This window comes from Paractinoplanes aksuensis (assembly GCF_024137025.1).
In the GTDB taxonomy this organism is placed as follows: Bacteria; Actinomycetota; Actinomycetes; order Mycobacteriales; family Micromonosporaceae; genus Actinoplanes; species Actinoplanes aksuensis.
Map to the genome: position 1 here is coordinate 16,275 of NZ_JAMYJR010000010.1, position 25,974 is coordinate 42,248.

General features: G+C 71.1%; 23 protein-coding genes. 12 read left to right on the forward strand and 11 right to left on the reverse strand.

What is annotated here, in order from left to right; genetic code table 11:
• Positions 1 to 19: 19 nt before the first annotated feature.
• Positions 20 to 907 (reverse strand): LysR family transcriptional regulator, encoded by an 888-nt coding sequence (locus tag M1L60_RS10570; RefSeq protein ID WP_253237170.1) that lies wholly within the window; start codon positions 905 to 907, stop codon positions 20 to 22.
• A gap of 66 nt (positions 908 to 973) precedes the next feature.
• Between M1L60_RS10570 and M1L60_RS10575 the strand changes: the two genes are divergently transcribed.
• Both M1L60_RS10575 and M1L60_RS10580 read left to right on the forward strand, forming a co-directional pair.
• On the forward strand, positions 974 to 1,738 hold the full coding sequence (locus M1L60_RS10575; RefSeq protein ID WP_253237171.1) for an inositol monophosphatase family protein: 765 nt from the start codon (positions 974 to 976) through the stop codon (positions 1,736 to 1,738).
• Positions 1,739 to 1,740: 2 nt separating this feature from the next.
• On the forward strand, positions 1,741 to 2,349 hold the full coding sequence (locus M1L60_RS10580) for an NAD(P)-dependent oxidoreductase (RefSeq protein WP_253237172.1): 609 nt from the start codon (positions 1,741 to 1,743) through the stop codon (positions 2,347 to 2,349).
• Positions 2,350 to 2,374: 25 nt separating this feature from the next.
• Here the strand turns inward: M1L60_RS10580 and M1L60_RS10585 are convergent, their stop codons facing one another.
• A complete protein-coding gene (locus M1L60_RS10585) occupies positions 2,375 to 4,240 on the reverse strand; it encodes a S41 family peptidase (RefSeq protein ID WP_253237173.1) in 1,866 nt (621 codons plus the stop codon).
• A 103-nt stretch (positions 4,241 to 4,343) separates the two neighbouring features.
• Between M1L60_RS10585 and M1L60_RS10590 the strand changes: the two genes are divergently transcribed.
• Entirely contained in the window at positions 4,344 to 4,934 is a 591-nt protein-coding gene (locus tag M1L60_RS10590; RefSeq protein ID WP_253237174.1) for a type 2 periplasmic-binding domain-containing protein, read from the forward strand.
• Here the strand turns inward: M1L60_RS10590 and M1L60_RS10595 are convergent.
• The 5 genes from M1L60_RS10595 to M1L60_RS10615 are packed head-to-tail and all read right to left on the reverse strand — an operon-like array spanning position 4,900 to position 11,381.
• On the reverse strand, positions 4,900 to 6,042 hold the full coding sequence (locus M1L60_RS10595; RefSeq protein WP_253237175.1) for a Gfo/Idh/MocA family protein: 1,143 nt from the start codon (positions 6,040 to 6,042) through the stop codon (positions 4,900 to 4,902). The genes M1L60_RS10590 and M1L60_RS10595 overlap by 35 nt on opposite strands.
• The gene (locus M1L60_RS10600; RefSeq protein ID WP_253237176.1) at positions 6,042 to 7,490 is read right to left on the reverse strand and encodes a mannitol dehydrogenase family protein; all 1,449 of its coding nucleotides are present in this window, start codon (positions 7,488 to 7,490) and stop codon (positions 6,042 to 6,044) included. The genes M1L60_RS10595 and M1L60_RS10600 overlap by 1 nt, the downstream gene beginning before the upstream one ends.
• On the reverse strand, positions 7,481 to 8,758 hold the full coding sequence (locus M1L60_RS10605; RefSeq protein WP_253237177.1) for an enolase C-terminal domain-like protein: 1,278 nt from the start codon (positions 8,756 to 8,758) through the stop codon (positions 7,481 to 7,483). The genes M1L60_RS10600 and M1L60_RS10605 overlap by 10 nt, the downstream gene beginning before the upstream one ends.
• Positions 8,755 to 10,152, reverse strand: a complete 1,398-nt coding sequence (gene uxaC, locus M1L60_RS10610) for a glucuronate isomerase (RefSeq protein WP_253237178.1) — start codon at positions 10,150 to 10,152, stop codon at positions 8,755 to 8,757. The genes M1L60_RS10605 and uxaC overlap by 4 nt, the downstream gene beginning before the upstream one ends.
• Positions 10,152 to 11,381 (reverse strand): Gfo/Idh/MocA family protein, encoded by a 1,230-nt coding sequence (locus tag M1L60_RS10615; RefSeq protein ID WP_253237179.1) that lies wholly within the window; start codon positions 11,379 to 11,381, stop codon positions 10,152 to 10,154. Before M1L60_RS10615 ends, uxaC begins: the two co-directional genes overlap by 1 nt.
• A 209-nt stretch (positions 11,382 to 11,590) precedes the next feature.
• On the opposite strand from M1L60_RS10615, the gene M1L60_RS10620 reads away from it, so the two are divergent.
• The 5 genes from M1L60_RS10620 to M1L60_RS10640 are packed head-to-tail and all read left to right on the forward strand — an operon-like array spanning position 11,591 to position 16,451.
• A complete protein-coding gene (locus tag M1L60_RS10620) occupies positions 11,591 to 12,625 on the forward strand; it encodes a LacI family DNA-binding transcriptional regulator (RefSeq protein ID WP_253237180.1) in 1,035 nt (344 codons plus the stop codon).
• Positions 12,626 to 12,637: 12 nt separating this feature from the next.
• On the forward strand, positions 12,638 to 13,954 hold the full coding sequence (locus M1L60_RS10625) for an ABC transporter substrate-binding protein (protein WP_253237181.1): 1,317 nt from the start codon (positions 12,638 to 12,640) through the stop codon (positions 13,952 to 13,954).
• Positions 13,955 to 13,965: 11 nt separating this feature from the next.
• Positions 13,966 to 14,916, forward strand: coding sequence for a carbohydrate ABC transporter permease (locus tag M1L60_RS10630; protein WP_256516312.1), 951 nt, complete (start codon positions 13,966 to 13,968; stop codon positions 14,914 to 14,916).
• On the forward strand, positions 14,916 to 15,746 hold the full coding sequence (locus tag M1L60_RS10635) for a carbohydrate ABC transporter permease (protein ID WP_253237183.1): 831 nt from the start codon (positions 14,916 to 14,918) through the stop codon (positions 15,744 to 15,746). Before M1L60_RS10630 ends, M1L60_RS10635 begins: the two co-directional genes overlap by 1 nt.
• Positions 15,747 to 15,785: 39 nt before the next feature.
• A complete protein-coding gene (locus tag M1L60_RS10640; RefSeq protein WP_253237184.1) occupies positions 15,786 to 16,451 on the forward strand; it encodes a hypothetical protein in 666 nt (221 codons plus the stop codon).
• 440 nt (positions 16,452 to 16,891) lie between these two features.
• Here the strand turns inward: M1L60_RS10640 and M1L60_RS10650 are convergent, their stop codons facing one another.
• Positions 16,892 to 17,716 (reverse strand): alpha/beta fold hydrolase, encoded by an 825-nt coding sequence (locus M1L60_RS10650; RefSeq protein WP_253237185.1) that lies wholly within the window; start codon positions 17,714 to 17,716, stop codon positions 16,892 to 16,894.
• Positions 17,717 to 17,835: 119 nt separating this feature from the next.
• Here M1L60_RS10650 and M1L60_RS10655 point away from each other — a divergent pair, with 119 nt between their 5' ends.
• Positions 17,836 to 18,810, forward strand: a complete 975-nt coding sequence (locus tag M1L60_RS10655; RefSeq protein ID WP_253237186.1) for a sigma-70 family RNA polymerase sigma factor — start codon at positions 17,836 to 17,838, stop codon at positions 18,808 to 18,810.
• Positions 18,811 to 19,379: 569 nt separating this feature from the next.
• Positions 19,380 to 20,621 (forward strand): FAD-binding protein, encoded by a 1,242-nt coding sequence (locus tag M1L60_RS10660; RefSeq protein ID WP_253237187.1) that lies wholly within the window; start codon positions 19,380 to 19,382, stop codon positions 20,619 to 20,621.
• Positions 20,622 to 20,689: 68 nt separating this feature from the next.
• Here M1L60_RS10660 and M1L60_RS10665 read toward each other — a convergent pair whose 3' ends face one another.
• Both M1L60_RS10665 and M1L60_RS10670 read right to left on the reverse strand, forming a co-directional pair.
• The gene (locus M1L60_RS10665; RefSeq protein WP_253237188.1) at positions 20,690 to 20,983 is read right to left on the reverse strand and encodes a hypothetical protein; all 294 of its coding nucleotides are present in this window, start codon (positions 20,981 to 20,983) and stop codon (positions 20,690 to 20,692) included.
• 108 nt (positions 20,984 to 21,091) lie between these two features.
• Positions 21,092 to 21,991 (reverse strand): LysR family transcriptional regulator, encoded by a 900-nt coding sequence (locus M1L60_RS10670; protein WP_253237189.1) that lies wholly within the window; start codon positions 21,989 to 21,991, stop codon positions 21,092 to 21,094.
• Positions 21,992 to 22,074: 83 nt separating this feature from the next.
• Here M1L60_RS10670 and M1L60_RS10675 point away from each other — a divergent pair, with 83 nt between their 5' ends.
• Positions 22,075 to 22,929 (forward strand): NAD-dependent epimerase/dehydratase family protein, encoded by an 855-nt coding sequence (locus M1L60_RS10675; protein WP_253237190.1) that lies wholly within the window; start codon positions 22,075 to 22,077, stop codon positions 22,927 to 22,929.
• Between the two features lie 129 nt (positions 22,930 to 23,058).
• Positions 23,059 to 24,273 carry a hypothetical protein gene (locus tag M1L60_RS10680; protein WP_253237191.1) on the forward strand — a complete coding sequence of 405 codons (1,215 nt, stop codon included), beginning with the start codon at positions 23,059 to 23,061 and terminating at the stop codon, positions 24,271 to 24,273.
• A gap of 58 nt (positions 24,274 to 24,331) precedes the next feature.
• Here M1L60_RS10680 and M1L60_RS10685 read toward each other — a convergent pair whose 3' ends face one another.
• Positions 24,332 to 25,678 carry an FUSC family protein gene (locus tag M1L60_RS10685; RefSeq protein WP_253237192.1) on the reverse strand — a complete coding sequence of 449 codons (1,347 nt, stop codon included), beginning with the start codon at positions 25,676 to 25,678 and terminating at the stop codon, positions 24,332 to 24,334.
• Positions 25,679 to 25,974 lie beyond the last annotated feature (296 nt).

The window sequence follows — 25,974 nt, forward strand, 5'->3', positions numbered from 1 at the left end:
TCGGGCCGGTGGCGACGATTCAGTCGGCCAGGACGGTCGCGAACGCAGTCCGGACGCGGTCGCGGAGCCAGCTGTGGGCGGGGTCGGTGTCGTAGCGCTGATGCCAGGCGGCGACGATCGGCGGGGTCGGCAGGGCGACCGGCAACGGCACGCTGACCAGTTCGAACGCTTGGGCCAGCGGGCGCCAGGTCAGTTCCGGGGCGGTCAGCACGGCTTCGGTGCGGGCCACGATGTGGGCCGCGGCGGCAGTGGTCCCGACGGTGGCCAGAATCCGACGCTGCAGGCGCTGTGACTCGAGGATTTCGTCGACCGGGTCGGTCAGGCGGCCGCGGCGCGAGATGAGCACGTGCGGGCGCCCGGCATAGGCGGCGAGATCCAGCGGCTGGGCCTGGCCCAGAACGGCGACGAAGCGGTCGTGGCCGACGGTTTCGTGCCGGATCTCGGGCCGGGCCGGAGCGTCGGCGCCGATCTCGAGGTCGACCCGGCCGTGTCGCAGGTCGTCGGTGTCGACGGCCGCCTCGGCCAGGAACCGCAGCCGTACGTTCGGGGCCTCCGTCATCACGGCCGTCAGCAGCGGTGGAGCGAGTGCCGTGGTCAGCGCGTCGTGGCATTGGAGGGTGAACACGCGGTCGAGGCCGGCCAGGTCGAGCTCCCGGCTCGGGGCAAGCACTATCTGGGTGCGCCGCAGCAGGTCACCGACCTCTTCGCGGACGGCCAGGGCGTACGGGGTGGGGGTCATCGTCCGCCCGGTGCGCACCAGGATGTCGTCGCCGGTGAGCCGCCGCAGGCGACCCAGGCTGCGGCTGACCGCGGGGGACGACAGGCGCAGCCGCTGGGCCGCACCGGCCACGCTGCCCTCCTCGAGCAACGCGTCCAGCACGGTCAGCAGATTCAGGTCTAGTTGCACAGTGGTAAATCGTAGCCTAACAAGGTTGCACTGGACTTAACGCCCGCTTCGGCCGACAGTCGTTACATGCAGAAACTCCTGGCCACTACCGTCGAAGCCGTCCGCGAGGCCGCCGCCCGGGTCAAGCGTCCCGGCACCACCCCGACGACGTCAGCCGAGCTGTTCGCGGCCCTGCGCGCCAACGACGAAGCCGTCACCGCCGTACTGCGGCCCGCGCTGATCGACGCCCTCCCGGGTGCACAGTGGAACGACGACGAGCACGGCTCCGGCCCGATGCCCGCCGGTGACTGGTGGGTCGTCGACCCGGTCGGCGGCAACATGAACGCCGTGCAGGGGATGCCCGACTGGAACGTCGGCGTCAGCCTGGTCCGCGACGGCCGCCCGGTGCTGGCCGTGCTGCACGCGCCCGTGGCAGGCGAGACGTTCACCGCGATCGCCGGCGGCGGCGCGCACCTCAACGGCGTACCGCTGAAGGTCTCGGCCAAGACCGACCTGGCGCTCGCCCTGACCGGAACCGGCCAGGCTCAGCCGACCCGCGACCCGGCCCAGGCCCGCCGGGCCGGTGAAGCCATCGCCTTGATGATGCAAAATGCCCTTTACGTACGATCGTCGGTCCCGGTCGGCCAGCAGTTGACCCAGGTGGCGGCGGGCCGCATGGACGTGCACTGGCAATTCGAGAACCTGCGCTCCCACATCGCGCCCGTGCTGCTCGTGCTGGAGGCGGGCGGCACGGTCACCGACCTGGACGGTCAGCCCTGGCAGCTCACCAGCGCCGGCTACGTGGCCGCCGCGCCCGGCCTGCACACGGCCGCCCTGAAGGTGCTGAGCTGACCATGGAGATCACCGTCCTGGCCGCCTCGGGCGCCACCGGTCTGCAGCTCACCCGTCAGGCCCTGGACCGCGGGCACACGGTCGTCGCGATCGCCCGCACCCCCGGCCGCATCGCTGTTCCCGACCACCCGCGCCTCACCCGGGTAGCCGCCGACGTCCGTGAACCCAACAGCATCGCCGCTGCCCTGCACGACCGCGAGGTCGTTGTCTCCGGTCTGGGCATCGCGGGCCGTGACAAGCCGGGCGTCCTGACCGCCGGGGCCCGCGCCCTGTCGCACGGCCGGGTCGTCTGGCTCGGCGCGTACGGCACGGGCCCGTCCGCCTCGGCGGCCGGGCCCGTCACCCGGGGGTTGCTGCGGCTGCTGGGCGACCAGATCGCCGACAAGGTCGCGGCGGACGCGCTCGTGCTGGCGGCCGGCGGCACCGTCTTCCACGCGGCGATACTCACCGACGGTCCGCTGAGCCCGGACCGCCGTACCGTGAAGCTGGGCGACGCTCCGAAGCGCCTGCTGCCCGCCTGCGTCAGCCGCGCCACCGTGGCCGCCGCCCTGCTCGACGAGGCCGAGAACCCTGCGTACGCGGGAAGCATTGCTCTGCCGCTGGAGCGCTGAAAGGCGGGCCGCCCGAATCGGCGTGTCAGTCGGCCAGCGTCTCCAGGGGTTGCAGGGTCTCGCCGCGGCGGACGAAGGTGCGCAGCGCGACCAGTTCGCCCGCGTCGAAGCCCCGGATGCGTACCACCGCGGCCCCGCCGCAGTTGACCACCTCGATCGGGCCCGGGTTGCCGCCCAGGTCGGCGCTGTAACGGGGTCGGCCGTCCACCTCGAAGTCGGCCCGGTCGATCCCGAGCACCCCGAACGTGGCCGTGATCGAGCCTTCGACCTCGGACAGCTCCACCTCGAAGCGGCGCGGCGGCGACTTGTCGAGCAGCTTGACCGCGGCCGCCAGCAGGTCGGCGTCGTCCTCCACGATGTCGCGCCGGGTCGACAGGTGGCGTTCGTCGGGCACCACGCCGTAGTCCTCGAGCGGGGTGCCCGCGTTGGCCGCGACCCGCAGCACGCGCCGGATCACCAGCGACAGCCCGGCGCCCAGCGGCAGCGCCTTGTACGGCACCTCGCTCTGCCCGGCCAGCGCCCCGATCAGGTCGCCCAGCTGCCACACGTTGCCGCCACCGGCGCCGGTGTTGCCGTCGGTGCCGAGCACCCGGCCGATCCCGTTGTCCTGGAAGCCGGCCGCGAAGATGTCGGTGGCCGAGTAGCAGCGGGCGTCGGTCAGCAGCACGACCGGGCCGAAGTAGCTCTGCGGCACGGCCTCGAACCACTCGCGCTCGGTGAACGGGACGCCGGCCGAGTAGGGGGCGCCCGATTCGAGCGACTGCTCCATCGACTTGAGCCACGGCCGCAGGCTGTCGTTGGTGCGGCACATGCGCAGGTTGAGCGCGGTCACCGCGAACTGGGCGGGTTCGGGCTCGACCGGCTTCGCGGTCAGCGCCTGCAGGCACAGCTCGGACGCGACCACCGCGCCGCCGCCGTTGCCGCGCACGTCCAGCACCAGCCCGTCCGGCGGCAGCACGGCCAGCAGCCGGGCGAACTCCTGCACGAAGGCGACGATCCCGCCCGCCGTCGGCATGAACGTGCGAATGCGCAGATGCCCGACCGTACGCCCACCGACGGTGACCCGGCGGGCCTCGAACACGGTGGTCAGCTCGGGGCTGACCGGCACCACCTCGGGACCGGGCGCGGCGGCCCGCCCGGCCAGCGCGGCCGGGGCGAACAGTTCGGCCCGCAGCCGGGCCAGCTGAGCGCCCTCGACGTCGACGCCGAGCGGGGTGTCGGCCACGGCCGCGGTGGCGGTCTCGATCGGGGTCGCGCTCCACGTCAGGCGGATCTCGCGAGGCTTCCGGTCGTCGTCCAGATAGCCCAGCGTGATCCATTCCTCGTCCGGCGGGGCCGCGAAGGCCAACGATCGTACGGTGAACATCTGCACGGCCCGGGCGTGCCGGGCGTCCGCGTTGGCGCCCGGCAGCCCCTCGCCGAACCGTTCGATCGCACGCGCGATCGGCACGCCGTTCCAGTGCGTCACCTCGACACCGAACCGGAACGCCTCGTCGCCCAGGTCGGGCTGCCCGGCCTGGCGCCGGCTGACCAGGTAGCGGCGGCGGCCGTCCTCGGTGAACTCCTTGAGCAGGAACGGCAGGAACACGGCGACACCGTTGAACGGCTGCGGCAACGTGTACCGGGTGTGCAGGTCGCGCAGCGAGTTGAACACGTCGAGCAGCTCGCGGTGCATCCGCCATTCCAGCTCGGGGTCGCCGTCGCGGCCCAGCCGTTGCAGCAGCAATCGCAGCCGCTGCAACGGGTTGATGCCGTAGCGGGCCACTTTGAACGGCAGCAGCGCGTAGTTCTGTTCGAGCAGCAGCAGCGCCTGCTCGACGATCAACCGCCGCTGGGCCGGGGTGAGCCGACCGGGCTCGGTCTGGCCGAGAAAGTCGGTGAGCGACGTCATCTCCGCAGCGTAGGGCGGTGCGGAGCCGATGGCGCTGTCCGATCGCCGACGCCGGTCCGGCTCAGGGGCGGGCCGACACGTCCCAGCTGGTGGTCGACGCTGGGTGCTGCCCTCGCACGCGCAGGCGGCCCGGGTCGCCGACGGCCGCCTCGACCTGGCCATCTGCTGGGTGCCGGACAGCACGCTGATCGACGACCGGCTCGAGGCCCGCCTGCTCGGCTCCGATCGTCTCTACGCGATCAGCACCGGCACCGCCACCACGCCGATCCGGGCCCGCGACACGACGGTGCTGATCGACGCCGACGAGACCAGCTGGTGGTCGTGGAACCGCTGGGCCAAGTCGATGGCCACCGAGTGCGGCGCCCACACGGTCGACGTTCCCGAGGGCGGCTCGACCGGGCACGCCTTCTTCGACCACGTCCGCCGCCTGGGCCGCCCCCTGGTCAACAATCCCAAGGGTCAGACCGCGCCGGTGCCGCCCGACCTGGTGGCCCGCCCGATCCAGCACCCGGCCGTCTATTGGACGTGGTCGCTGGTCTCGCGGCGCGACGAGCCCCGGGCCGCCGTGCGGGCGCTGGTCGAGGCCCTGACCCGCTCGGTCGACCGGCTCTGCCTGGAGGACCCGAACGCCTGGCTCCCCGCCGACGACCCGCACCGCGCTAATGCACAGGCAATCGCCGGCGGTACGGCGTAGTCGCCCACGGCACACCCAGCTCCGACGGCAGCCTCAGCTCGGCCGCGGCCCGCCGCAGCAGCGCGTTGATCCCCGGGATCGTCCGGTTCGGCCCGTCGACATAGCTTTTTATGCGGTGCGGCTCGGGTGCATCGGGCAAGGTCAGGGCTTCCAGTACGGCGGTGAAGTCGGCCGTCGCGGCCAGCGGCGCCAGCAGCGGCGTGCTCTCGGCGCGATGCCGCAACAGGTCGCTGAGCAGATCCGTGCGCCCCGGCACTTCAACCATCCCGGACCCGGGCGGGCCCGAGGCGGGCGAGCCTGGGTTCGGTGGGCCGGAACCCGGGAGGGACAGCCGGTCGGTCGGATATTCGAGCACCGCCGTCCCGTCCGGCCCGCGCGCTTCGATCTCGCCGGCGATGAAGTCCTCCCCGGCCAGCGTGACCGCGATGAGAAGCGGCAGCCCACTCTCGAACGTGATGCGGGCGAAGGCCGTGTCCTCGACCTCGATGTCCCGCACCCGGTACCGCTCGACCTGCAGCTGGCGCGGCCGCCCCGCACCGGCCGCCGTGCCCGCGGCGAGCGCCTGCATCACGGCGTGGGCCAGCGGATTGACCAGCACACCGTCGACGACGGGCCGGCCGTCGACCACCCGCCGCCCGGCCCACGGCGACCGGGCGTAGTAGCTGTCGTCGCGTTTCCACGACGCCACAGCGCTCAGACCACTCGTCTTCGGCGACAATGCATCGCGGAATCGGGCCCAGGCCATCGATCCGAGCGCCTGAAACCCGACCTGGCACGACCGACCAGCCTCGTCGAGGGCAGCCAGCAGCGTCTCGTGCGCGGCCACCGACGTGACCGGCGGCTTCTCCAGCAACAGGTCACAGCCGGCTTCGATCGCGTCGAGGGCGATCGGCAGGTGAGTATGCGGCGGGGTGCAGATCACGACCACGTCCGGCCGCGTCGTCTCCAACAGCTCGCGGTGGTCGCTGAACGCGGGCGCGTCCGGCGCCGGGTCGATCGGCTGCACGTCAGCCAGCCCGACCAGCTTGACCCCGGACAGCTCGGCGATCCGCCGCCGATGCCAGCGCCCGTGCCCGTTGGCCCCGATCAACGCCACCCGCGTCGCCATCAGGCGCCGGCCAGGGTGGCGGCGACGCCGTGTTTTTCCAGGGCCGTCAGCCATCCGACCAGTTCGGCCCGCAGTTCGGCGTCCTCGGCCAGCTCGGGGCTGAAGACTGTGTCCAATCCGAGCAGCGCGTCGACCACGCCGTCCGGGGTGGCAGGGCCGGCGGCGAGACGGGCCCGGATCCGTTCCGCGAGGGGGTCGTCGAGCGGCAGCGGGTTGCCCTCGTCGGAAACTCCTTGGACGAAGCGCATCCAGGCCGCCACCACCAGCGTCGCCCAGCGGGGCATCGCGCCGGCCTCGCGGCGCTGCTGGATCGTGTGCAGCACCCGGGGTGGCAGCTTCTGCGTGCCGTCCCCGGCCACCTGTGTGGTCCGGTACTCGATGGCCGGGTTGGCGAACCGGGTCAGCACCTGCTCGCCGTACTCGAGGGTGTCGACCCCCGGCGGCGGCACCAGGCTCGGCGCGATGTCCTCGGCGATGAGCCGCCGCACCATGTCGGCCATGCCCGGCAGGTGGAGCGCGGCCGCGATGGTCTCCCGCCCGGCCACCGCCCCCAGATAGGCGATCGCCGAGTGCACGCCGTTGAGCGTCCGCAGCTTCAACGTCTCCCACGGGCGCGGGTCGCCGGTCAGCACCGCCCCGGCCTGCTCCCAGGCCGGTCGCCCGGCGGGGAAGTTGTCCTCGATCACCCAGGCCGAGTACGGCTCGCCGTTGACCGCGGCCCGGTCGCGCACGCCCAGCGTCCGCGCCGCCAGGTCGAACGTCGCAGCCGTGGTGGCGGGCACGATGCGGTCGACCATCGTGCCGGGGCAGGTCACGTTCTGGTGGACCCAGCCGCTGATGCCCTTGGCCACGGCCAGCGTGTCGATCAGGCCGCGCATCCGGTGCCCGTTGGCCGGCAGGTTGTCACAGCTGACCAGGGCGATCGGCCCCGCGTCGGCCCGGCGCCGGGCGCACAGGCCGCGGATGAGCAGGCCCGGCACCGTACGCGGGGCCCGGTCGGTCTCGAGGTCGGCCCGCAGTTCGTCGTCGAGCAGCAGGCGGCCGGTGGCGCCGTCGAGGCGATAACCCTTTTCGGTCACCGTGAGCGTCACGATTTTGACCGCCGGGTCGGCCAGCTGGGCCACCACGGCGTCGGGGTCGGCCGCGGCCAGCATCTGCCCGGCCGACGCGCCGATGACCCGGGTGCTGGTGCCCTCGGGGCCGAGCGTGGTCACGCTGAACAGCCCGTCCTGGGCCCGGATGGCGTCGACGATCCGGGGCGAGCTGGGCGCGACGTGCACGATGCCCCAGTCGCCGCCGGCCGCGGCCATCGCGTCCTCGGTGAACACGGCCTGGTGGGCCCGGTGGAAGGCGCTGACGCCCAGATGGACGATTCCGGCTCGGGGTGCCGCGATCCGGGGGCGGCTCTCGACCGGGACGGCGTTCAGGGCAGCGCGGCTCAGTTCCATGCCGGGCCGTCCGGGAACGAGAACTCGGCGATCGAGGCGGGCCGCAGGTCGGAGCTGTAGCCGGGCTGCTCCGGCACCAGGTAGCGGCCGTCGCGGGTGCGGACCGGGTCGGTGAAATGCTCGTGCAGATGGTCGACGTACTCGATCATGCGGCCGTCCAGCGCCGTGCCGACGCGCAGATAGTCGAAGATCGCCAGGTGCTGCACCAGCTCGCACAGGCCGACCCCGCCCGCGTGCGGGCACACCGGCACACCGAACTTCGCGGCCAGCAGCAGTTCGGCCAGCACCTCGGGGATGCCCGCGACCCGGCACGCGTCGACCTGCATGACGCCGATCGCCTCGGCCTGCAGCAGCTGCTTGAAGATGACCCGGTTGGCCGCGACCTCGCCGGTGGCGACCCGGATCGGGGCCACCGCGCGCTGGATGCGCGCGTGGCCCAGCACGTCGTCGGGGTGGGTCGGCTCCTCGATCCAGTACGGGTCGAACTCGGCCAGCCGGGCCATGTTGGCGATCGCCTCGTCGACGCCCCAGATCTGGTTGGCATCCATCATGAGCAGCGCGTCGGGACCGATCTCGGCCCGGATGATCGCGGCCCGGCGCAGGTCGTCCTCGATCGGGCCGCCGACCTTCATCTTCATGGCCCGCCAGCCCTCGGCGTAGGCCTGCCGGCTCAGGGCGCGCACTTTGTCGTCGGGGTACCCGAGCCATCCCACGCTCGTGGTGTACGAGGGGAAGCCGTCCCGCCGCAGGCCGGCCAGCCGGTCCTCGAGTCCGACGCGGCCCTTGTCGAGGATCGCCGCCGCCTCCTCCGGCGTGAGCGCGTCGTCGATGTGCCGGAAGTCCACGCACGCCACGAGCTCGTCGGTCGGCAGTTCGGCCAGCAACTGCCACATCGGTTTGCCGGCGACCTTGGCCCGGACGTCCCAGACGGCGTTGATCAGGGCGCCGGTGGCCATGTGGAGCGCGCCCTTCTCGGGCCCGATCCAGCGGAGCTGGGGGTGGGCCGTGAGCAGCCGCGGCGGTTCTGCGGTCAGGTCTGTCACGCTCCGCCCCAGCAGAAGCGGGGCCATGGCGCGTACGGAATCGCAGGTGATCTCGTTGCCCTGGCCGTTGGTAAAAGTGAAGCCGGTTCCGATGTGATCGGAATCGGTCTGGAGCTCGACGTAGGTCGCGCTGTAGTCCCCCCGGTTGATCGAGTCGGAGCCGTCACCGGCCGCGGCGGTGGGGAACCGGACGTCGTGCACCTCGAAGCCGGTGATCGTGGTCATGGCGTGCCCTCCTTGTCGAGCTTGAAGATCCGCTTGGGCAGGTGGTAGGCCAGGTCGGCCATCGTCTCGGCCGCCTCGTCGAAGGGCAGGCGGTCCTGGGTCACCAGCGAGGCCAGATAGGACGCGTCGACCCGGCGGGCCACGTCGTGGCGGACGGGGATCGAGCAGAAGGCCCGCGTGTCGTCGACGAACCCGGCCGTGTTGTAGAAGCCGGCGGCGTCGGTGACCGTCTCGCGGAACCGGCGCATCGCGTCCGGTGTGTCCAGGAACCACCACGGCGCGCCCAGGAACAGCGCCGGGTAGCCGCCGGCCAGCGGGGCCAGCTCGCGGCTGAACGCCGTCTCGTCCAGCGTGTAGAGCACCACCCGCAGGCGGGGGTCCATGCCGTGCGCCTCGAGCAGCGGCCGCAGCGCGTGCACGTAGTTCGTCGGCTGCGGGATGTCGCCGCCGACGTCGCGGCCGTGCGCGGCGAACAGGGCCCGGTTGTGGTCGCGGGACGCGCCCGGGTGCAGCTGCATCACGAGGCCGTCGTCGATCGACATGCGGGCGAATTCGAGGATCATGTGGCCGCGGAACGTCTCGGCGTCGGCCGGGGTGGTCTCGCCGTGCAGGGCCCGGTCGTACAGCTTGGCCGCGTCCTCTTTCGAGAGGTCGACCGTCCGGGCCGTCGGGTGGCCGTGGTCGGACGACGTGGTCCCGATCGCGATGAAGTCCTGGCGCCGGCGGCGCAGAGCGTCCAGATAGCCGGCGTACGTGCCGGTGTCCTGCCCGGCCAGTTCGCCCATCCGCGCGACGTTGATCGCCCAGTCCTCGCGCTCCAGGTCGACCACGTCGTCGGGGCGGAACGTGCTGATCACCCGGCCCGCCCAGCCGTCGGCGATCAGCTTGGCGTGCCGGGCCAGGTCGTCGGTGGGGGACTCGGTGGTGGCCAGCACCTCGAGGCCGAAGCGCTCGAACAGCGCCCGCGGACGGAACTCCGGCTCGCGCAGGCGGGCCGCGATGGCGTCGTACACCTCGTCGGCGGTGTCCCGGCTGAGCGGGGTCTCGACGCCGAACACCGTACGGAAGGTCTGTTCCAGCCACAGCCGCGACGGCGTGCCCCGGAAGAGGTGCCAGTTGGTCGCGAGCAGCCGCCAGATCGTGCGCGGGTCGGTCTCGACCGGGCCGCCGTCGCGCCGCGGCACGCCCAGCCGGTCGGGCGGGATGCCCTGGCTGAGCAGCATGCGGGTGACGTAGTGGTCGGGCACGATGAGCAGCCGGGCCGGATCTCCGAACGGCTGGTCGTCGGCCAGCAGCGCCGGGTCGACGTGGCCGTGCGGGCTGATCAGCGGCAGGTCACGGGCCACCGCGTACAGCTCGCGGGCCAGGTCGGTGGTGAGAATCGGGTCGGGCACTAGCTCTTCTCCTTCACGTGCACCGGGCGGCCGGTGCGCAGGCTCTCGTTCGCGGCCAGACCGGTGAGCAGGGCCAGGGCCCCGTCGCGGGCCGTCGCCGACCGGTGCATGGGGTCGGTCTCGCCGCCCAGCAGCACGGCGGTCATGCGCTTGTCGGCGCCGCCGTGTCCCGCCCGGTCGACGGGTTGCAGTTCCACGGCGTACGGGGGTTTCCAGAAGGGCCGGATCGTCAGCGTCACCGAGCCCGACTCGGGGCTGGCCCCCTGCTTGACCTGGCCGGCCGCCGACGGGCTGACGTGGTCGCTCTCCACCACCTCGAGCTCGAGGCGGCCCCGGCTGCCGTTGACCATGAGCCGGTAGCCCTCCCAGGGCGCGTACGCCGTGAGGTGGTAGCTCATCGTGGCGCCGGTGTCGTAGCGCACGAGCACGGCCAGGTCGTCCTCGATGGAGACGCCGGGCGCGAAGACGTTCTGGTCGCGACGGTAGCCGTCCTCTTTCGACGGCTCGACGTACAGCGCGTCCAGCCGTGGGTCGGTCGTCAGGTCGAGCGCGAACCGGTCGTCGGCCAGCCCGCGGCCTCGCCCCTGATCGCCGTAGAAGAACAACCGCCCCGACGCGTAGACCTCGGCCGGGGCCGCGCCCAGCCACCAGTTGACCAGGTCGAAGTGGTGACCCGACTTGTGGACGAGCAGCCCGCCCGAGTTGGCCTTGTCGCGGTGCCAGCGGCGGAAGTAGTCGGCGCCGTGCCGCACGTCGAGCAGCCACTCGAAGTGCACCGACCCGATCTCGCCGATCTCCCCGGCCGCCAGCAGCGTGCGCACCACCTCGTGCACGGGGTTGAAGCGATAGTTGAAGGCGACCTGGACCCGGCGGCCGGTGCGCTCGACGGCGTCGAGGATGCGCTCGCTGCTCGCCGCGTCCACGGTCATCGGCTTCTCGGTGATGACGTCGCAGCCGGCCTCGAGCGCGGTGACGATGTGCCCGGCGTGGGTGCTGTCCACGCTGGTCACGATCAGCTCGTCGACCTGCTGCTCGGCCAGCATGGTGGCCAGGTTCTTGTACGTGGGCACCGGCTTCGCGAGCCAGCCGTTGTGGACGTCCATGCGGGCCTGGTTCACGTCGGCCAGGGCCACCAGCTCGGTGGTGCCGGCGTGGTCGCCGGTGACCGCGCGGATGAACATCTCGGCGCGGTGGCCGGTGCCGATGACGGCGATTCTGCGTTTGGCCATGATCACTCCGGCTCTCGGCAGCAAAGGTTTGCAGCGAAGTTAGGTCTGTCGATCCCCTCACGTCAATAACTCGTGCCTATTTGCCCGACTAAGAGAGCGTTGGGAGCGTGCCTCCGTCATCTCCTTGCAACACAAAACCATTGACAGTCGTGCAACCGCTTGCATTAATGGCTGTCATCAAGTGACCGGGGCCACAAAGGAGCGTGCACATGGCGGTGACCATCCGCGACGTAGCTCGGGCTTCCGGCGTCCACATCTCGACCGTGTCGCGCACCTTTTCAGCGCCGCACCTGGTGAATCCCAACACCCGCAGCCGGGTGCTGGCTCACGCCGAGGAGCTCGGCTACCGCCCCAACCGGGCGGCCCGCGCGCTCATCACCGGCCGCACCTACAACATCGGCCTGATCGTGGCCGACATCGCCAACCCGTTCTTCCCGCCCCTGATCAAGGCGGCCGAGAGCCAGGCCCGCAAGCACGACCACCACATCTTCGTCGCCGACACCAACGAGGACGCGGCGCTCGAGGAAGAGGTGGTGCGGGCCCTGGCCAAACAGGTCGACGGCGTGCTGCTGGTCAGCCCGCGCATGAGCAACGCGCTGATCGAGCAGCTCAGCCGCGAGGTGCCGCTGGTCGTGGTCAACCGGCAGATCGCCGGCATCCCGGCCGTCGTGATGGACGTCGCCCGCGGCGCCCGCATCGCGGTCGAGCACCTGACCGCGCTCGGCCACCGCCGGGTCGCCCTGCTCGGCGGTCCGCGGGGGTCGTGGACGAGCCGGGAGATCCGGCGCTCGGCCGCCGCCACCGCGAAGGCGGCCGGGGCCGAGCTCACCATCATCGGCCCCAACGCGCCGACCGAGTTCGGCGGGCTCACGGTCGCCGAGGACGTGTTGCGGGCCGGCGCCACCGCCGTGCTCGCCTACAACGACCTCATGGCGATCGGTCTCATCGAGGGTCTGCTGGCCGCCGGGGCCCGTGTGCCCCAGGACGTCAGCGTCGTCGGGATCGACGACATCATGCTCAGCCGGCTGACCCGCCCGAAGCTGACCACGGTGGCGACCCCCACCGCCGCCGCTGGTCGGGCGGCCGTCGACATGCTGCTCGCGCATGGCGACGACCGCCGCACCACCGCACAGATCCAGCTGCAGACCGAACTGGTCATCCGCGACTCGACGGGGCGGGGCCCGGGTCCGCACAGCCCTGCGGACCCGGGCGACGCAATCGCCCACGGAGGTGTCGCTTCCTAGAGGAGAAGCGTCATGGAGCCCATCACGCAGGCGGTCACGCCTGCTCAAAGTACTACTCGCCGACGGCTACTGGCCGCCGCCCTTACTGTTCCGCTCCTGCTGGGCGCCGCGGCCTGCGGCGGTGACGACGAAGGCGGCAGCGGCGGGACCGAACTGTCGATCTACTGGTGGGGCGCCGAGAAGCGCGCCGAGCTGACCGACCAAGCGCTCAAGCTCTACAGCGACAAGCACCCGGGCGTCACGTTCAAGAAGACCTGGCAGGGAAACCAGGGCTACTTCGACAAGCTGGCCACGCTCACCGCCGGCGGCAACGCACCCGACATCTTCCAGATCGACGACAACTACATTTCCGAGTACGCCGGTCGGGGCGTGACGCTCGACCTGACCCCCTACGCCGAGAGCGGCAAGCTCGACGTCACCAAGTTCCCCGAGAGCCTGCTCAAGTACGGCGAGGTCGAGGGCAAGCTGGCCGGCGTCGCCCTCGGCGAGAACACCCAGGGCCTGGTCTACGACAAGACCCTGCTCACCAAGAACAACCTGCCCGAGCCCAAGACGGGCATGAGCTGGGAGGAGTTCGTCGACTGGGCGGCCGAGGTCACCAAGAAGTCGAAGCTGCCCGGCACCCAGGACGCCAGCGCGGTCTATCAGGCGCTCTGGGTCTTCCTGCGGCAGAGCGGCAAGGAGCTCTACAACGGCAAGCAGCTCGGCTTCGACGAGGCTGACATCACCAAGTGGTTCGCGCTGTGGAAGGGCGCCCGTGACAAGGGCGCGACCCCGACCCCGGACGTGATCCACGAGGGCAACGCCAGCGACGTGAGCAAGCAGCTGGTCGCCACGGGCAAGGCCGGCACGTCGTGGGTCTGGGCCAACCAGATGCCCGAGCTGAAGAAGAGCACCGAGAACGAGCTGGGCCTCATCGCGTACCCGGGTGATCCCAGCGCGCAGTGGGCCCGGGCCTCGATGTACATGTCGGCCTTCCGCGGCAGCAAGCACAAGGACGTGGCCGTCGACGTGATCAACTTCCTGGCCAACGACCCCGAGGCCGGCAAGATCCTCGGCACCGACCGTGGCCTGCCGCCCAACCTCGACGTCCGCAAGCAGGTCGCGGCCACGGTGGAGGACCCCAACATGAAGCAGACCATCGCGGTCATGGACGAGCTGGGCAAGAAGTACGGCCCGACCGCGCCCACCGTGCCGCCGCAGGGTCACAGCAAGGTCCGCTCCGAGCTGATCCGGGTGGCCGAAGAGGTCATCTACGGCCGGCAGACCCCGGAACAGGGCGCGGCGGCCTTCGTCACCGCGGCCAAGGCGGCGATCGGCGCCTCGTGACCGCCTCCACTCTGACTCCCGCCCCCGTCGCTCCGGCTGCCCCGCAGCCGGGGCGGCGGGCCCGCCGGCGCCGGGAGAACCTGGCCGGGTACGTGTTCCTCTCGCCGTGGCTGCTGGGCCTGCTCGGCATCACGGCCGTCCCGATGCTGATCTCGCTCTATCTGAGCTTCACCGACTACAGCCCGCTGATCCCGCTGACCGAGGCCAACTGGATCGGCCTCGACAACTACCGCCGCATGTTCACCGCCGACCAGTCGTACTGGCACGCGGTGCAGGTGACGGTGACCTTCGCGGTGGTCGCGGTGCCGCTCAAGCTGGCCTGCGCGCTGGCCGTGGCGCTGCTGCTAAACCGCACGATGCGCGGCATCTCGGTGTTCCGGGGCCTGTTCTATCTGCCGTCGCTGCTGGGCGGCAGCGTGGCCCTGGCCATCGTCTGGGTCAGCATGTTCAACCGCGACGGCGCCTTCAACTCGTTCCTGGCCCTGTTCGGCATCGAGGGCCTGCCCTGGGTCAACGACCCCGACTGGGCCCTGTCGACGCTGATCCTGCTGGCCGTCTGGCAGTTCGGCGCGCCGATGGTGATCTTCCTGGCCGGGCTCAAGCAGGTGCCCAGCGAGCTCTACGAGGCGGCGTCGGTCGACGGCGCGAGCCCGTGGCGCAAGTTCGTGCACATCACGCTGCCGATGCTGTCGCCGGTCATCTTCTTCAACCTGGTCCTCGAGACGATCAACGGCTTCCAGGGCTTCACGGCCGCGTTCGTGCTGTCCAACGGCACCGGCGGTCCGGTCGACTCGACGCTGATGTACACGCTCAACCTGTGGATCGCCGGGTTCGTCGACCTGAACATGGGCTACGCCTCGGCCATGGCCTGGGTGTTCCTGATCGTGATCGGCGCGATCACGGTGCTGCTGTTCAACACGGGCCGCTTCTGGGTCCACTATTCCGACAACGAGGAGCGGTGATGCGGTTTCCGTTCCGCTTGCTGGCTCTCCTGCTGATCCTGGCCGTCGTGCTCTATCCGCTGGTGTGGATGGTCGGCACGTCGCTCAAGTCGCCGCAGGAGATCGTCAACAACATCGGGCTGGTCCCGCGCGAGTTCACCCCGTCCAACTTCTCGGAGGGCTGGACCAAGTTCGACGTCAGCTTCGGGCGCTTCTTCCTCAACAGCGCGCTCGTGTCGCTGCTGACCGTGGCCGGCAACACGATCTCGTGCCTGCTGGCGGCGTACGCCCTGGGTCGTCTGCGGTTCCGGTTGCGCGGGTTCTGGTTCGCGTTGATGATCGGCACCCTGCTGCTGCCCGGGCACGTGCTGATCATTCCGCAGTACATCCTGTTCCGCAGCCTGGGCTGGGTCGGCGGCGACTGGCCTTATCTGCCGCTGCTGGTGCCGCAGTTCCTGGCCACCGAGGCGTTCTTCGTCTTCCTGATCGTCCAGTTCATGCGGGGCATCCCGCGCGAGCTCGACGAGGCCGCGGTCATCGACGGCGCGTCGCCGTACAGCATCTTCCGGCACGTGATCCTGCCGCTGTCCCGCCCGGCCCTGGTCACCACGGCGATCTTCTCGTTCATCTGGACCTGGAACGACTTCTTCCGCCAGCTGGTGTTCCTGTCCGAGCTCAAGGACTACACGGCGCCGGTCGCGCTGACCCTGTTCATCGACTCGTCCAGCGAGAGCGCGGTCGGCCCGATGTTCGCGATGTCGCTGCTGTCGCTGATCCCGGTGTTCCTGTTCTTCGTGGCCTTCCAGCGCCTGCTGGTCGAGGGCATCAACACCAGCGGCCTGAAGGGGTGACGTCGTATGCAGCCTTCCGTCGCCGACGCTGACCAGCCAATGTCCGCATCGCACGACTGGCGTGACTCGGTCCGGCTCGGCGCCGACCTGGCCCTGCTGGGCGTGCTGATGACCATGGCCTGCCTGCCCGTCCTCACGGCGGGCGCGGCCGTCGGGACGGCCAGCGCCGCTCTCGACCGGCTGCTGACCGTCGGACGCTGGTCGACCGCCGCCGAGTGCTGGGCCGATTTCCGTACGCGGCTCGTGCCCGGTCTCTACGCGGGCCCCCTCGTCCTGGCGGCGGCGTGGCTGCTCGCCATCGACGTGGCCGCGCTGCGTCGCGGTTCGGTGCCGGGCGGCCCCGCCATGATCGCGGCCGTGCTGCTGGCGGCGGCCGTCGGCGTCGGCTTCGCCGCCCTGGTGGCCGGGCTGGCCGGCCCGTCCCACGCCCATGCCGTACGCCGGGCGGCCGCCCTCGCCGCCGTTCGACCCCGGGCCCTGGCCGCCACGACTGGTGTCGTCGTGGTCGTGGCGGCGCTGGCGGCCCTGGTCCATCCCGCGGTGCTGCCGGTGCTGGCCGGCTTCGCGCTGTTCGCCGTGCACGCCGTCCTGGTGCGCGTGGCCGCTTTCATGCCCGGCTTCCACTCGCCGGCGCTGCTCACCATCGAGCCGGCCGCACCCCAACCAGCCCCAACCCGCCCGCCTTGGGGGAAGCCCCCACCCTAGACAGTGCTCGGCCGAAGAGCCTGCACTTTTCCACAGGACGCACTGGCGACCGGTCAGTTGTCCACAGGCGAGCAAGGGCCTGACCCTGTCGTACATGGGCGACCTGGTCACGCTGGACGTGCGCGACGACGGGGTAGGTTTCGAACCGGGGGCGCGGCGGGTCGGCGGGTCGCCGGACGGCGGCTTCGGGCTGGCCGGGATGCGACAGCGGGTGCAGCGCCTGCTCGTCCTCGACTGGCACGGCGAGCACGGCGAGGAACGCTCGACCAACGCCGGGCCGATCAGGACCGCACCAGCGCGGCGCTGCCCTAGGCTTCTCGGCCGCCTCGACGCTGTCGTACAGGCCGATGACCTGGTCGACCGAGGTGATGCTGAGGACGCTGCGCACGGTGGGCTGGGCTGCGGCCAGCGCGAGCCGGCCGCCGGCGGCCCGCAGCGCCTTACTCCGCGGCGTCGACGAAACCCAGAGCGGCCGCGGCGAACAGCGGGGACATGAACAGGTTGTAGTGGGTCAGGCCGGGCAGGATGGCCAGCGCGTGACCGCCCTTGGGCCGGCCCTCGCCCATCCAGCCGCCGTCCCGGTGGCCACCGTCGAGCAGCCCGAACACCTCGACGAAGTGGCTCGGCGGGCACATGTCGGCGTCGGCCGCCACGATCAGCGTCGGCACCTGCAGGTTGCGCACCTCTTCGGTGTAGTCGAAGTCCTTCGCCATGGTCTCGCCGATCTTGCCGAGCAGCCGCGGGAAGTCCTCCGGCCGGGGCGCGACCCGCGCGTACAACTCGTACATCGGGGTCTCTTTCATGAATTCGGCCGCCTCGGGGCCGACCTGGCCCTGCTGCTCGAGGATCTCGGGATACGTGGCGCTGCGCCGGATGCCCGCCGAGGCCGCGACCACCCGGCCGATCTTGGCCGGGTGGCGGATCGCGGTCAGCAGGGCGACCCCGCCGCCGAGCGAGTAGCCGACCACGTCCGGCTTCTCGAGCCCGAGGTGGTCGATGAGGGCGGCCACGTCGTCGGCCATGAACTTGATGTCGATCGGCCGGTCGATGTCGGCCGTGCGGCCGTGGCCCTGCAGGTCGATCAGGATGACCCGGTGGTTCTCGGCGAACTGGCCGATGATCGGGCCGAACATCTCGCCCGAGCCGAGCCCGCCGTGCAGCAGGATCAACGGGCGGCCCTCGCCGTGCGACTCGTAGTAGAGGTTGATCCCGTTGACGTCGGCGTACTCACCGTGGCCGGCGCTGTCCTGGGTCCAGTTCGTCATTTCGTGCCTCCGCGGCGTCTTGTTCCTCGTTCGACACCCCTATGACCGGGCACCCCGTCCGGACTCATCGGTGCCCGCCGAGGTTTTTCTTGTCGTACCCCTGGGCTAGGTTCGGACTCGTGAGCGACGTGGCCACCCCCATCGAGTCCCAGCTCGAGACGTTCCGTCCCGAGCTGACCGGTTACTGCTACCGCATGCTCGGCTCCGCCTTCGAGGCCGAGGATGCTGTTCAAGACACTCTCGTGCGCGCCTGGAAGAGCTACGAGGGCTTCGAGGGCCGGTCGGCCCTGCGGTCCTGGCTCTACCGCATCGCGACCAACGTCTGCCTGACCATGCTGGGCAGCGCCCAGCGCCGGGCCCGGCCCATGGATTTCGGCGGCCCCGGCGACGGTCACGCCACCCATCCGGGTGAGCCCCGCCCCGACGAGATCTGGGTCGGCCCGGTCCCCGACGGCCGGGTGCTGGCGGCGGTGGCCGACCCGGCCCAGGTGGTCACCGACCGCGAGTCGATCCGGCTCGCCTTCGTCGCCGCCCTGCAACACCTGCCGCCGAAACAGCGGGCCGTGCTGATCCTGCGCGAGGTGCTGGCCTGGTCCGCGCAAGAGGTGGCCGACCTGCTCGAGACGTCGGTCACCAGCGTCAACAGCGCCCTGCAGCGGGCCCGCGCCACCATCGCCGCCGCCGACAAGGGCGCCGAGGTGCTCGAGCCGTCCGACGAGGAGCAGAAAAAGCTGCTGGCCCGCTACGTGCAGGCCTTCGAGGCGTACGACCTGACCGCGCTCACCGCCCTGCTCCACGAGGACGCGACGCTGTCGATGCCCCCGCTCCCGCTGTGGCTGCGCGGCCACGCCGACATCACAGCGTGGATGGCCGGCACCGGCGCCGGCTGCGAGGGCTCCCGCCTGCTGCCGCTGGTCGCGAACGGCCTACCCGCGTTCGCCCAATACAGAGCCGACCCCACCGGCCCCGGCCACGTCCCCTGGGCCCTGATAGTCCTCGAGATCTCCGACGGCCGCATCACCGGCATCAACAACTTCCTCGACACCGCCCGCCTGTTCCCCCTCTTCGACCTCCCCGAAAGTCTCCCCGCCTGACCCTGCGGGTGTCCCGGCGGCCCCGATCGCGCCCTGTGGCGGCGGCCGCCGGGTCGCAGCGGCGTGCCCGCGGGTCGGCGGCGGATATCCGCGCGCGTAGCGGCCCGAGAAGAACAGCCCGCCCAGCCCCATCAGGCTGAACAGCAGCAGGAGCTCATCGGTCGTCCCCTGCGTGTTGAACCGCCACCCGTACCGCCCGGCCGTAAGGCGCAGCCGCGCCAAAGCCTCGATGGTCACTACGTCGGCCTGGGCCTCGGAGACATCACAGATGACCTGGCCCGGCCCCGCGCGCCCGCGCAATTGATCGGCCAGCGCCGCACACAGGCAGGGAATGTCGGCCCGGGTGATCCCCGCGCCGACGGCGAACACGACCGTCATACCTGTCAGACCGCCCGGCCCACCCGAACTCATCGGCGGCCGACCCCTGGTTCAGTCCAGTCGGCACCTGGCTCGGGGCGTTGAGGCTTTGGGGTGGTTTGGTGGGGTCTTCGGCGAGCGGTCCTTTTCGGGGTTTCGGCGCTGGTGGGAGGGCCTGCCGGGCGTACCGGGAAAGGTTCTAGGGTGAAACTATGAGCGAGCGAGTGACCAACTGGGCCGGCAACATCGTCTTCGGGGCGCGGGAGGTGCGCCGGCCCACTTCGGTGGCCGAGGTGCGCGAGATCGTGGCCGGGGGCGGGCCGATCAAGGTGCTGGGCAGTGGGCACTCCTTCAACCGGATGGCTGACACCGACGGCACGCTGGTCTCGCTCGCTGAGTTGCCGCGGCTGGCTGAGATCAGTGCCGACCGCAAGTCCGTGCGGGTTGACGGGGGCATTCGGTACGGGGTGCTGGCCGGGCACCTTTACGACAACGGGCTGGCCCTGCACAACACTGCCTCGCTGCCGCACATCTCGGTGGCCGGCGCGGTCGCCACCGCCACCCACGGCTCGGGCGAGAGGAACCAGAACCTGGCCGCCGCCGTCTCGTCGATCGAGTTCGTCGACGGTTCGGGTGAGCTCGTGACGCTGGCTCGCGGGGATGCCGACTTCCCGGGGGCCGTGGTCAACCTGGGGGCGCTCGGTGTGGTCGTCGCGCTCACCGTGGATGTGCAGCCGGCGTTCGAGCTGCGGCAGTACGTGTACGACAACGTGCCCCGGGCCTCCGTCGAGCAGCACCTGCACGAGATGCTGGCCGACGGGTACAGCGTCAGCCTTTTCACCAACTGGACCAGCCTCGACATCAGCCACGCCTGGTTGAAGCGCACCGAACCGATGAGCGGCGACTGGTACGGCGCCCGGCCGGCCGACGGGCCGCGGCACCCGGTGCCGGGCATGCCCGCGGTCAACAGCACCGAGCAGGGTGGCGTCCCGGGGCCGTGGCATCAGCGAATGCCGCACTTCCGTATGGAGTTCACCCCGTCCAGCGGCGAGGAGCTGCAGTCGGAGTATCACGTGGCGCGTACGGACGGGCTGGCCGCGATCGACGCCGTGGCCTCGATCCGCGAGCGGGTCGCGCCGGTGCTGCAGGTGTGCGAGGTACGCACGATCAAGGGCGACGACCTGTGGCTGAGCCCGAACTACCAGCGGGACAGCATCGCCCTGCACTTCACCTGGATCGCCGACGCCGACGCTGTCACCCCGGTGGTGGCCGAGCTGGAGCAGCGTCTGGCGCCGTTGTCGCCGCGCGCGCACCTGGGCAAGGTGTTCACCCAGGCGCCGTCGACGATCCGGGACGGGTACGAGCGGTTCGGCGACTTCGAGCGGCTGGTGCGCCGCTACGACCCGGCCGGCACGTTCCGCAACCCGTGGCTGGCCGACATCCTCGGCTTCTGACGGTTCCCGCGCCGATCATGCGAGGCCGCCGATCACGCGAGCGGCGGCCCGCGTGATCGGCGGCCGGGCTAACGCGCGGTGGAATACGAAGAGCGCAGCGCCCGGCGGGCCCGGTGCCGGTCACGCCGCCTGTCCTGACGGGCGAGGAAGTTCCACTCCGCCGACCCGTGGCTCTCGCAGCGCTTCACGTAGAAGGCGGCTGTGCCGGTCCACCGGCAGCCGGTGCGGCGTTCGCGCTCGGGCATCGCCCGGACGGGCAGGGTGCACGGCCCGAAGCGGTGGTCGTGCACGGGCTTGCAGCTCACCCCCGGCGCGTCCACCAGCTGCACCCACCAGGGCCGAGTTTTGTCGGTCCGACTCATCGACGGTCACCTTCCGGCTCCGCGCAGCCCCGTTCTGGGGCTGTCACAACACCGGATGCACCGCGATCACCTCACCTTGTCGGATGGCGTCCACCGTACTGCGACCACTCAATAGCGGTCGCGCCGCACGACGTGGGCGTCGATCAGATCCAGGAACGCCTGGGCGGCCCGGCTCGGCGGCACCGTCGTGCTGCGGGCCACGCCCAGCACCCACGACTCGGCCGGCGGATCCAGCGCCACCGGTACGACGTCGGTGTCGTCCTCGGCGGCCAGCGGAGGCACCACCGCGAGGCCGATGCCCGACTCGACGTAGCGGGGGATCGTGCTCAGCTCGTTGACCTCGATGGCGATCCGCCGCGTGATGCCGGCCAGCCGGAAGTCGTTGTCCGTGCGTACGCGGTTGCAGAAACCCGGCGGCAGGTCGACGAACAGCTGGTCGGCGATCGCGGCCGGCGCGACGCTCGGCTCGCCGGCCAGCGGATGACCGGCCGGCACCAGCAGACGCGGCTGGAACCAGGCGATCTCGTCGACGTGCAGGCCGGGGATGCTCGGCGCCGGGACGCCCACGAAGGCCAGGTCGAGCGTGTGCGCGTGCAGCTCGGCCAGCATGCCGTCGGTGCCGGCGGCGGCCACGCTCAGGGTGAGCTGTACGTGCGGGTGGCGCGAGCGGAAGTCGTGGACCAGCGCGGGCAGGTCGATCATCGTGAGGCCGGACAGCGTGCCGATCCGCAGGCTGCCGGTGACGCCGTCGCGCACCCCGGCCACGGCCGCGCGGGCCTGGTCGAGCGCGTCGAGCGCCCGCCGGGCCTCGGGCAGCAGCGCGAGCCCGGCCTCGGTGAGGGCGACGCTCGACGTCGTACGCCGGAAAAGTGAGGCCCCGAGGTCGCGCTCGAGGGCGCGGATGCTGGCCGACACGGTCGACTGCACGGCGTGGGTGCGGCGCGCGGCCCGGGTGAAGTTGAGCTCCTCGGCCACGGCCACGAAGAACTGCAGCTGGCGTTGTTCCACCCGGCCAGCCTATCGCCGTCCCCGATAACGCAGATCGGAAGCATTCGTTGGCGGCGAACACCGGGCCGAGTCAGGCTGACGGCATGAAGATCTTCCTGACCGGCGCGACCGGTTACATCGGCTCCCACGTGCTCCCCGCGCTCACCGCGGCCGGGCACAGCGTCACCGCGTTGGTTCGCAAGCCTTCCGTACGGGGTGAGGGCGTCACCACCGTCGTCGGGGACATGCGCGACCGCGACACCGTCCGGCGGCTGGCGGCCGAGGCCGACGCGGTCATCGCGCTGGCCACGCCGGGCGACGCCACCAGCGCGGCGGCCGACACCGACTTCGTCGACGCCGTGCTGGCCGGGCTGCGGCCGGGGGCCACCCTCGTGCGTACGGGCGGGATCTGGGTCTATGGCGCCGGCGCCGACATCACCGAGGCCAAGCGGCTCGACGCGCCGCCGATCGTGGCCTGGCGCGAGGCCGTCGACAACCGGGGGCTGACCGCGCCGGGCATCCGTTCGCTGCTGATCGAGCCGGGCATCGTGTACGGCCACGGCTCGGGCATCCCGGCCATGTTCCTCGGCGACCGGGCCGAGGTGCGGCTGTTCGGATCGGGCGACCAGCACTGGACGACCGTGCACGTCGATGATCTGGCCGAGTTGTACGTCGCGGCGCTCACGCTCGGTGAGTCGGGACAGCGGTACATCGCTGTCAGTGGTGACAATCCGACCGTACGGGAAATGGGTGAAGCCGCGAGCCGGCGTCTGGGTCTGAATGGGCGGGTCGTGCCCGAGGACGCGGCGGCGACCGTGGCGCGGCTCGGCGAGTTCGGGGCGGCGCTGCTGCTCGACCAGCAGGCGTCGGGTGAGAAGGCGCGGCGCGAGCTGTCCTGGAAACCGACCCGGCCGGCCCTGCTGGAGGAGCTCGCCTCAGGTTCGTACGACCGGGCCTGACCTGGGGTTTTGCCCGGGCTCAAGAAAGATCACCTTAAGTGTTCCTTAAGCGATAATCTCTCGTGGGAGCGCTCCCGTATGGATGGCCGTAGCCAAAATTCGGTCCCCCTGGCGGAAGGCGCAGCTCCAATGTACAGAGCCCGGTACAACAAGTCCCGCTCGATTTCTCGCCGTTGGCAGATCGGTGCGGTCGCGGGCGTCGCCGTGGTCCTCGCCGGTGTGGGCCTGGGCGTCGCCTCGGCCGCCGAGACGGTACCCACCGTGAACTGCCCGCAGGTCAACAACCTGCCCGCCGTGCCCGCCCAGGCCCAGGCCGAGGTGAAGCGCAACCTCGAACTGCTCAACACCCAGATCTCCGAGGCCAACAACCGCTTGCGTACGTCGGTGGGGCAGGGCGGTCCGGCCTTCATCCAGAATGCGATCCTGGGCCCGCTGAAGGACAAGCGGTTCGCGACGATCAACCGGATCGAGACGGCGATCGGTCGTAACGCGGCCAAGCCGAACCTCAACGCCGAAGGCCTGTCGACCTGCTCGCTCAACCAGGACGGCGGCAACTCGGCCCAGCAGCCGGTCGACGTGCCCGCGGCCGGCGGTGGCGCTGCGGAGGGTGGCGGCGAAGGCGTCGTTCCCACGGTGAACTGCCCCCAGGTGAACAACCTGCCCGCCGTGCCGGCGCAGGCCCAGGCCGAAGTCCAGCGCAACCTCGAACTGCTCAACACCCAGATCTCCGAGGCCAACAACCGCTTGCGTACGTCGGTGGGGCAGGGCGGTCCGGCCTTCATCCAGAATGCGATCCTCGGCCCGCTGAAGGACAAGCGGTTCGCGACGATCAACCGGATCGAGACGGCGATCGGTCGTAACGCGGCCAAGCCGAACCTCAACGCCGAAGGCCTGTCGACCTGCTCGCTCAACGAGGACGGCGGCAACTCGGCCGAGCAGCCGGTCGAGGTCCCCGCGGCCGGCGGCAACGCGGGCAACGGCGGCAACGCCGGTGGCAACAACGGCGGTGGCAACAACGGTGGTGGCAACAACGGTGGTGGCAACGCGGCCGTGGCCACGGTCAACTGCCCGCAGGTGAACAACCTGCCCGAGATCCCGGCCCAGGCCGCGGCCGAGGTGCAGCGCAACCTCGAACTGCTGAACACCCAGATCGCCGAGGCCAACGCCCGCATCGCCTCGTCGGTCGGCCAGGGCGGCCCGGCGTTCGTCCAGAACGCGATCCTCGGCCCGCTGGAGGACAAGCGGTTCGCGACCATCAACCGGATCGAGACCGCGATCGGCCGCAACGCCGTCAAGCCGAACCTGAACGCCGAGGGCCTCGCGCCCTGCTCGCTCAACCAGTAAGCCCCGCGGACCAGGCGCGCGCTCGGACCCCCACCCGGGCGCGCGTCTCTGCGTGTCCTCACTTGTCCCGCGTGATCACGGCCTTCTCCCAGAAGCTCCGGACCACGGGTACGACCTCGGAGACGGCCGGGATGCCGAGGCCGCCCGTCTCCCGCGCGCCGACGGTGAGGGCCGGCGCCGACCGTTCCAGCGAGCCGGCCATCCGGTCGATGTTGGCGATGATGGAGCCGGTCAGCACCAGCACCCCCGTGTCGTCGGTCTGCGTACGCACCTTGTGCAACGTCTGCCGCCGGGCCTCGCGCAGGCCGTCGAGCAGATCCTCGAGGTTGTCGGCGTCCTGCGTGGTGTCGGCGTCCGGCTCCGTCTCCAAGGTGGCATGCGCGGCGAAAGCCTCGGACGCGGCCGTCAGCAACGGCCCGATGTCATCCGGTACGCCGGGACTGTGCGGCGTCACGGCCGCGTCGAACATCGAGCGGGCCACCGAGTTCACCTGGTGCACGCCGTGCTCCAGCACGCGGAACGTGTGGTGCACCGGCGCCACCTCGGCCTGCGGCGTCGTGAGCGACCAGCGGGCCTGCCGGTCCAGATCCTCCACCGCGTCGACCGCCTCGCCCAACGTCTCACCGAGCTCCCGGGAGCGCGCCAGCCACTGCGTGGCCTGATCCCGGCCGTACCCCCGGGCCGCCCCCGCCCCGAGATCGCCCAGCAGACGCGAGATCTCGGTCGACAGGTGGGCCAGCTTGCAATGCGCCCGCTCCAGCGGTGTCATTCCGCTGACCAGCGGCGACAGGATCATGCCGACCACGATGCCCAGCCCGGTGGCCACGACCCGCTCCCAGACGAACGACTCGGTGAGGGCGCTGCCCGCGACCAGGACACCGAGCGAGGTCGCGGGCACGATGACGGCGCCGTCGCCCAGTTGCAGCAGCCGGCCGACGACCAGCCCGCACCCGGCGATCACCGCGATCGACAGCGGGCCCGGGCCGAACACGCCCCACACGCCGACCGCGAAGCCGACACCGGCCGCGGTGCCGACGAGACGTTTCGTACCCTCGCGGACCGAGGCGTGCGAACTCAGATGGACCGACAGGATCGCGGTGATAGACGCGGTGACCGCGCCGGCCAGCTGCAGGGTCTCGGCCGCGAACCAGGCGATGCCGGCGGCGATCGCGGCCACCAGCACCGAGCGGGCGATGGCCGGGTCGATCCGCTCGTACAAGCGGCGGGCCACCCGGCGCAGGCGATCCGGCAGATGCGGCCGCACTTCGGCCAGCGCCGCCCGACCGACGGCTTCGACGACGGGCTTGACCTTGCGGCGCAGCAACGCCGCGAGCACGGCGCAGAGCAGGAGGCTCGCGGCGACGATCGTGATCGGGTCCGCGGACTCGACGAGCGACTCGGGCAACGCGGCGGCTTTCTCTTCACGGGCTTATCCGGTCGAGAAAAGTATCCTCACTGGCCGCCACTAATGTCCCGATTACGGGAATTGTGACGGGAGTCGCGGCGGCGGTTTGGCCCGGCTACTACTCCTACCCAGCCCACCCACCCCGGGGTGGCGAATCGCCGCCATTTTAGGCGCCGCGGCGAGGCGATTGAGGGTTGTCCACAGCGTCGAGCCGGGCTTTGTCGGTTCATGCAGAATGTGGTGAGGAGCAGCATCCGTAGCGCGCGTCACGACTGCGCATCGGCGCCACATCCGAG

Bases quoted from the DNA above. Each gene is read 5' to 3' on its own strand.
- M1L60_RS10605 (WP_253237177.1), bottom strand. From the start codon at position 8,758: ATGACCACGATCACCGGCTTCGAGGTGCACGACGTCCGGTTCCCCACC.
- M1L60_RS10620 (WP_253237180.1), top strand. From the start codon at position 11,591: ATGGCGGTGACCATCCGCGACGTAGCTCGGGCTTCCGGCGTCCACATC.
- M1L60_RS10665 (WP_253237188.1), bottom strand. From the start codon at position 20,983: ATGAGTCGGACCGACAAAACTCGGCCCTGGTGGGTGCAGCTGGTGGAC.
- M1L60_RS10640 (WP_253237184.1), top strand. From the start codon at position 15,786: ATGTCCGCATCGCACGACTGGCGTGACTCGGTCCGGCTCGGCGCCGAC.
- M1L60_RS10575 (WP_253237171.1), top strand. From the start codon at position 974: ATGCAGAAACTCCTGGCCACTACCGTCGAAGCCGTCCGCGAGGCCGCC.
- M1L60_RS10625 (WP_253237181.1), top strand. From the start codon at position 12,638: ATGGAGCCCATCACGCAGGCGGTCACGCCTGCTCAAAGTACTACTCGC.
- M1L60_RS10675 (WP_253237190.1), top strand. From the start codon at position 22,075: ATGAAGATCTTCCTGACCGGCGCGACCGGTTACATCGGCTCCCACGTG.
- M1L60_RS10660 (WP_253237187.1), top strand. From the start codon at position 19,380: ATGAGCGAGCGAGTGACCAACTGGGCCGGCAACATCGTCTTCGGGGCG.
- M1L60_RS10595 (WP_253237175.1), bottom strand. From the start codon at position 6,042: ATGGCGACGCGGGTGGCGTTGATCGGGGCCAACGGGCACGGGCGCTGG.
- M1L60_RS10615 (WP_253237179.1), bottom strand. From the start codon at position 11,381: ATGGCCAAACGCAGAATCGCCGTCATCGGCACCGGCCACCGCGCCGAG.
- M1L60_RS10580 (WP_253237172.1), top strand. From the start codon at position 1,741: ATGGAGATCACCGTCCTGGCCGCCTCGGGCGCCACCGGTCTGCAGCTC.
- M1L60_RS10650 (WP_253237185.1), bottom strand. From the start codon at position 17,716: ATGACGAACTGGACCCAGGACAGCGCCGGCCACGGTGAGTACGCCGAC.
- M1L60_RS10680 (WP_253237191.1), top strand. From the start codon at position 23,059: ATGTACAGAGCCCGGTACAACAAGTCCCGCTCGATTTCTCGCCGTTGG.
- M1L60_RS10600 (WP_253237176.1), bottom strand. From the start codon at position 7,490: ATGGAACTGAGCCGCGCTGCCCTGAACGCCGTCCCGGTCGAGAGCCGC.
- M1L60_RS10635 (WP_253237183.1), top strand. From the start codon at position 14,916: ATGCGGTTTCCGTTCCGCTTGCTGGCTCTCCTGCTGATCCTGGCCGTC.
- M1L60_RS10585 (WP_253237173.1), bottom strand. From the start codon at position 4,240: ATGACGTCGCTCACCGACTTTCTCGGCCAGACCGAGCCCGGTCGGCTC.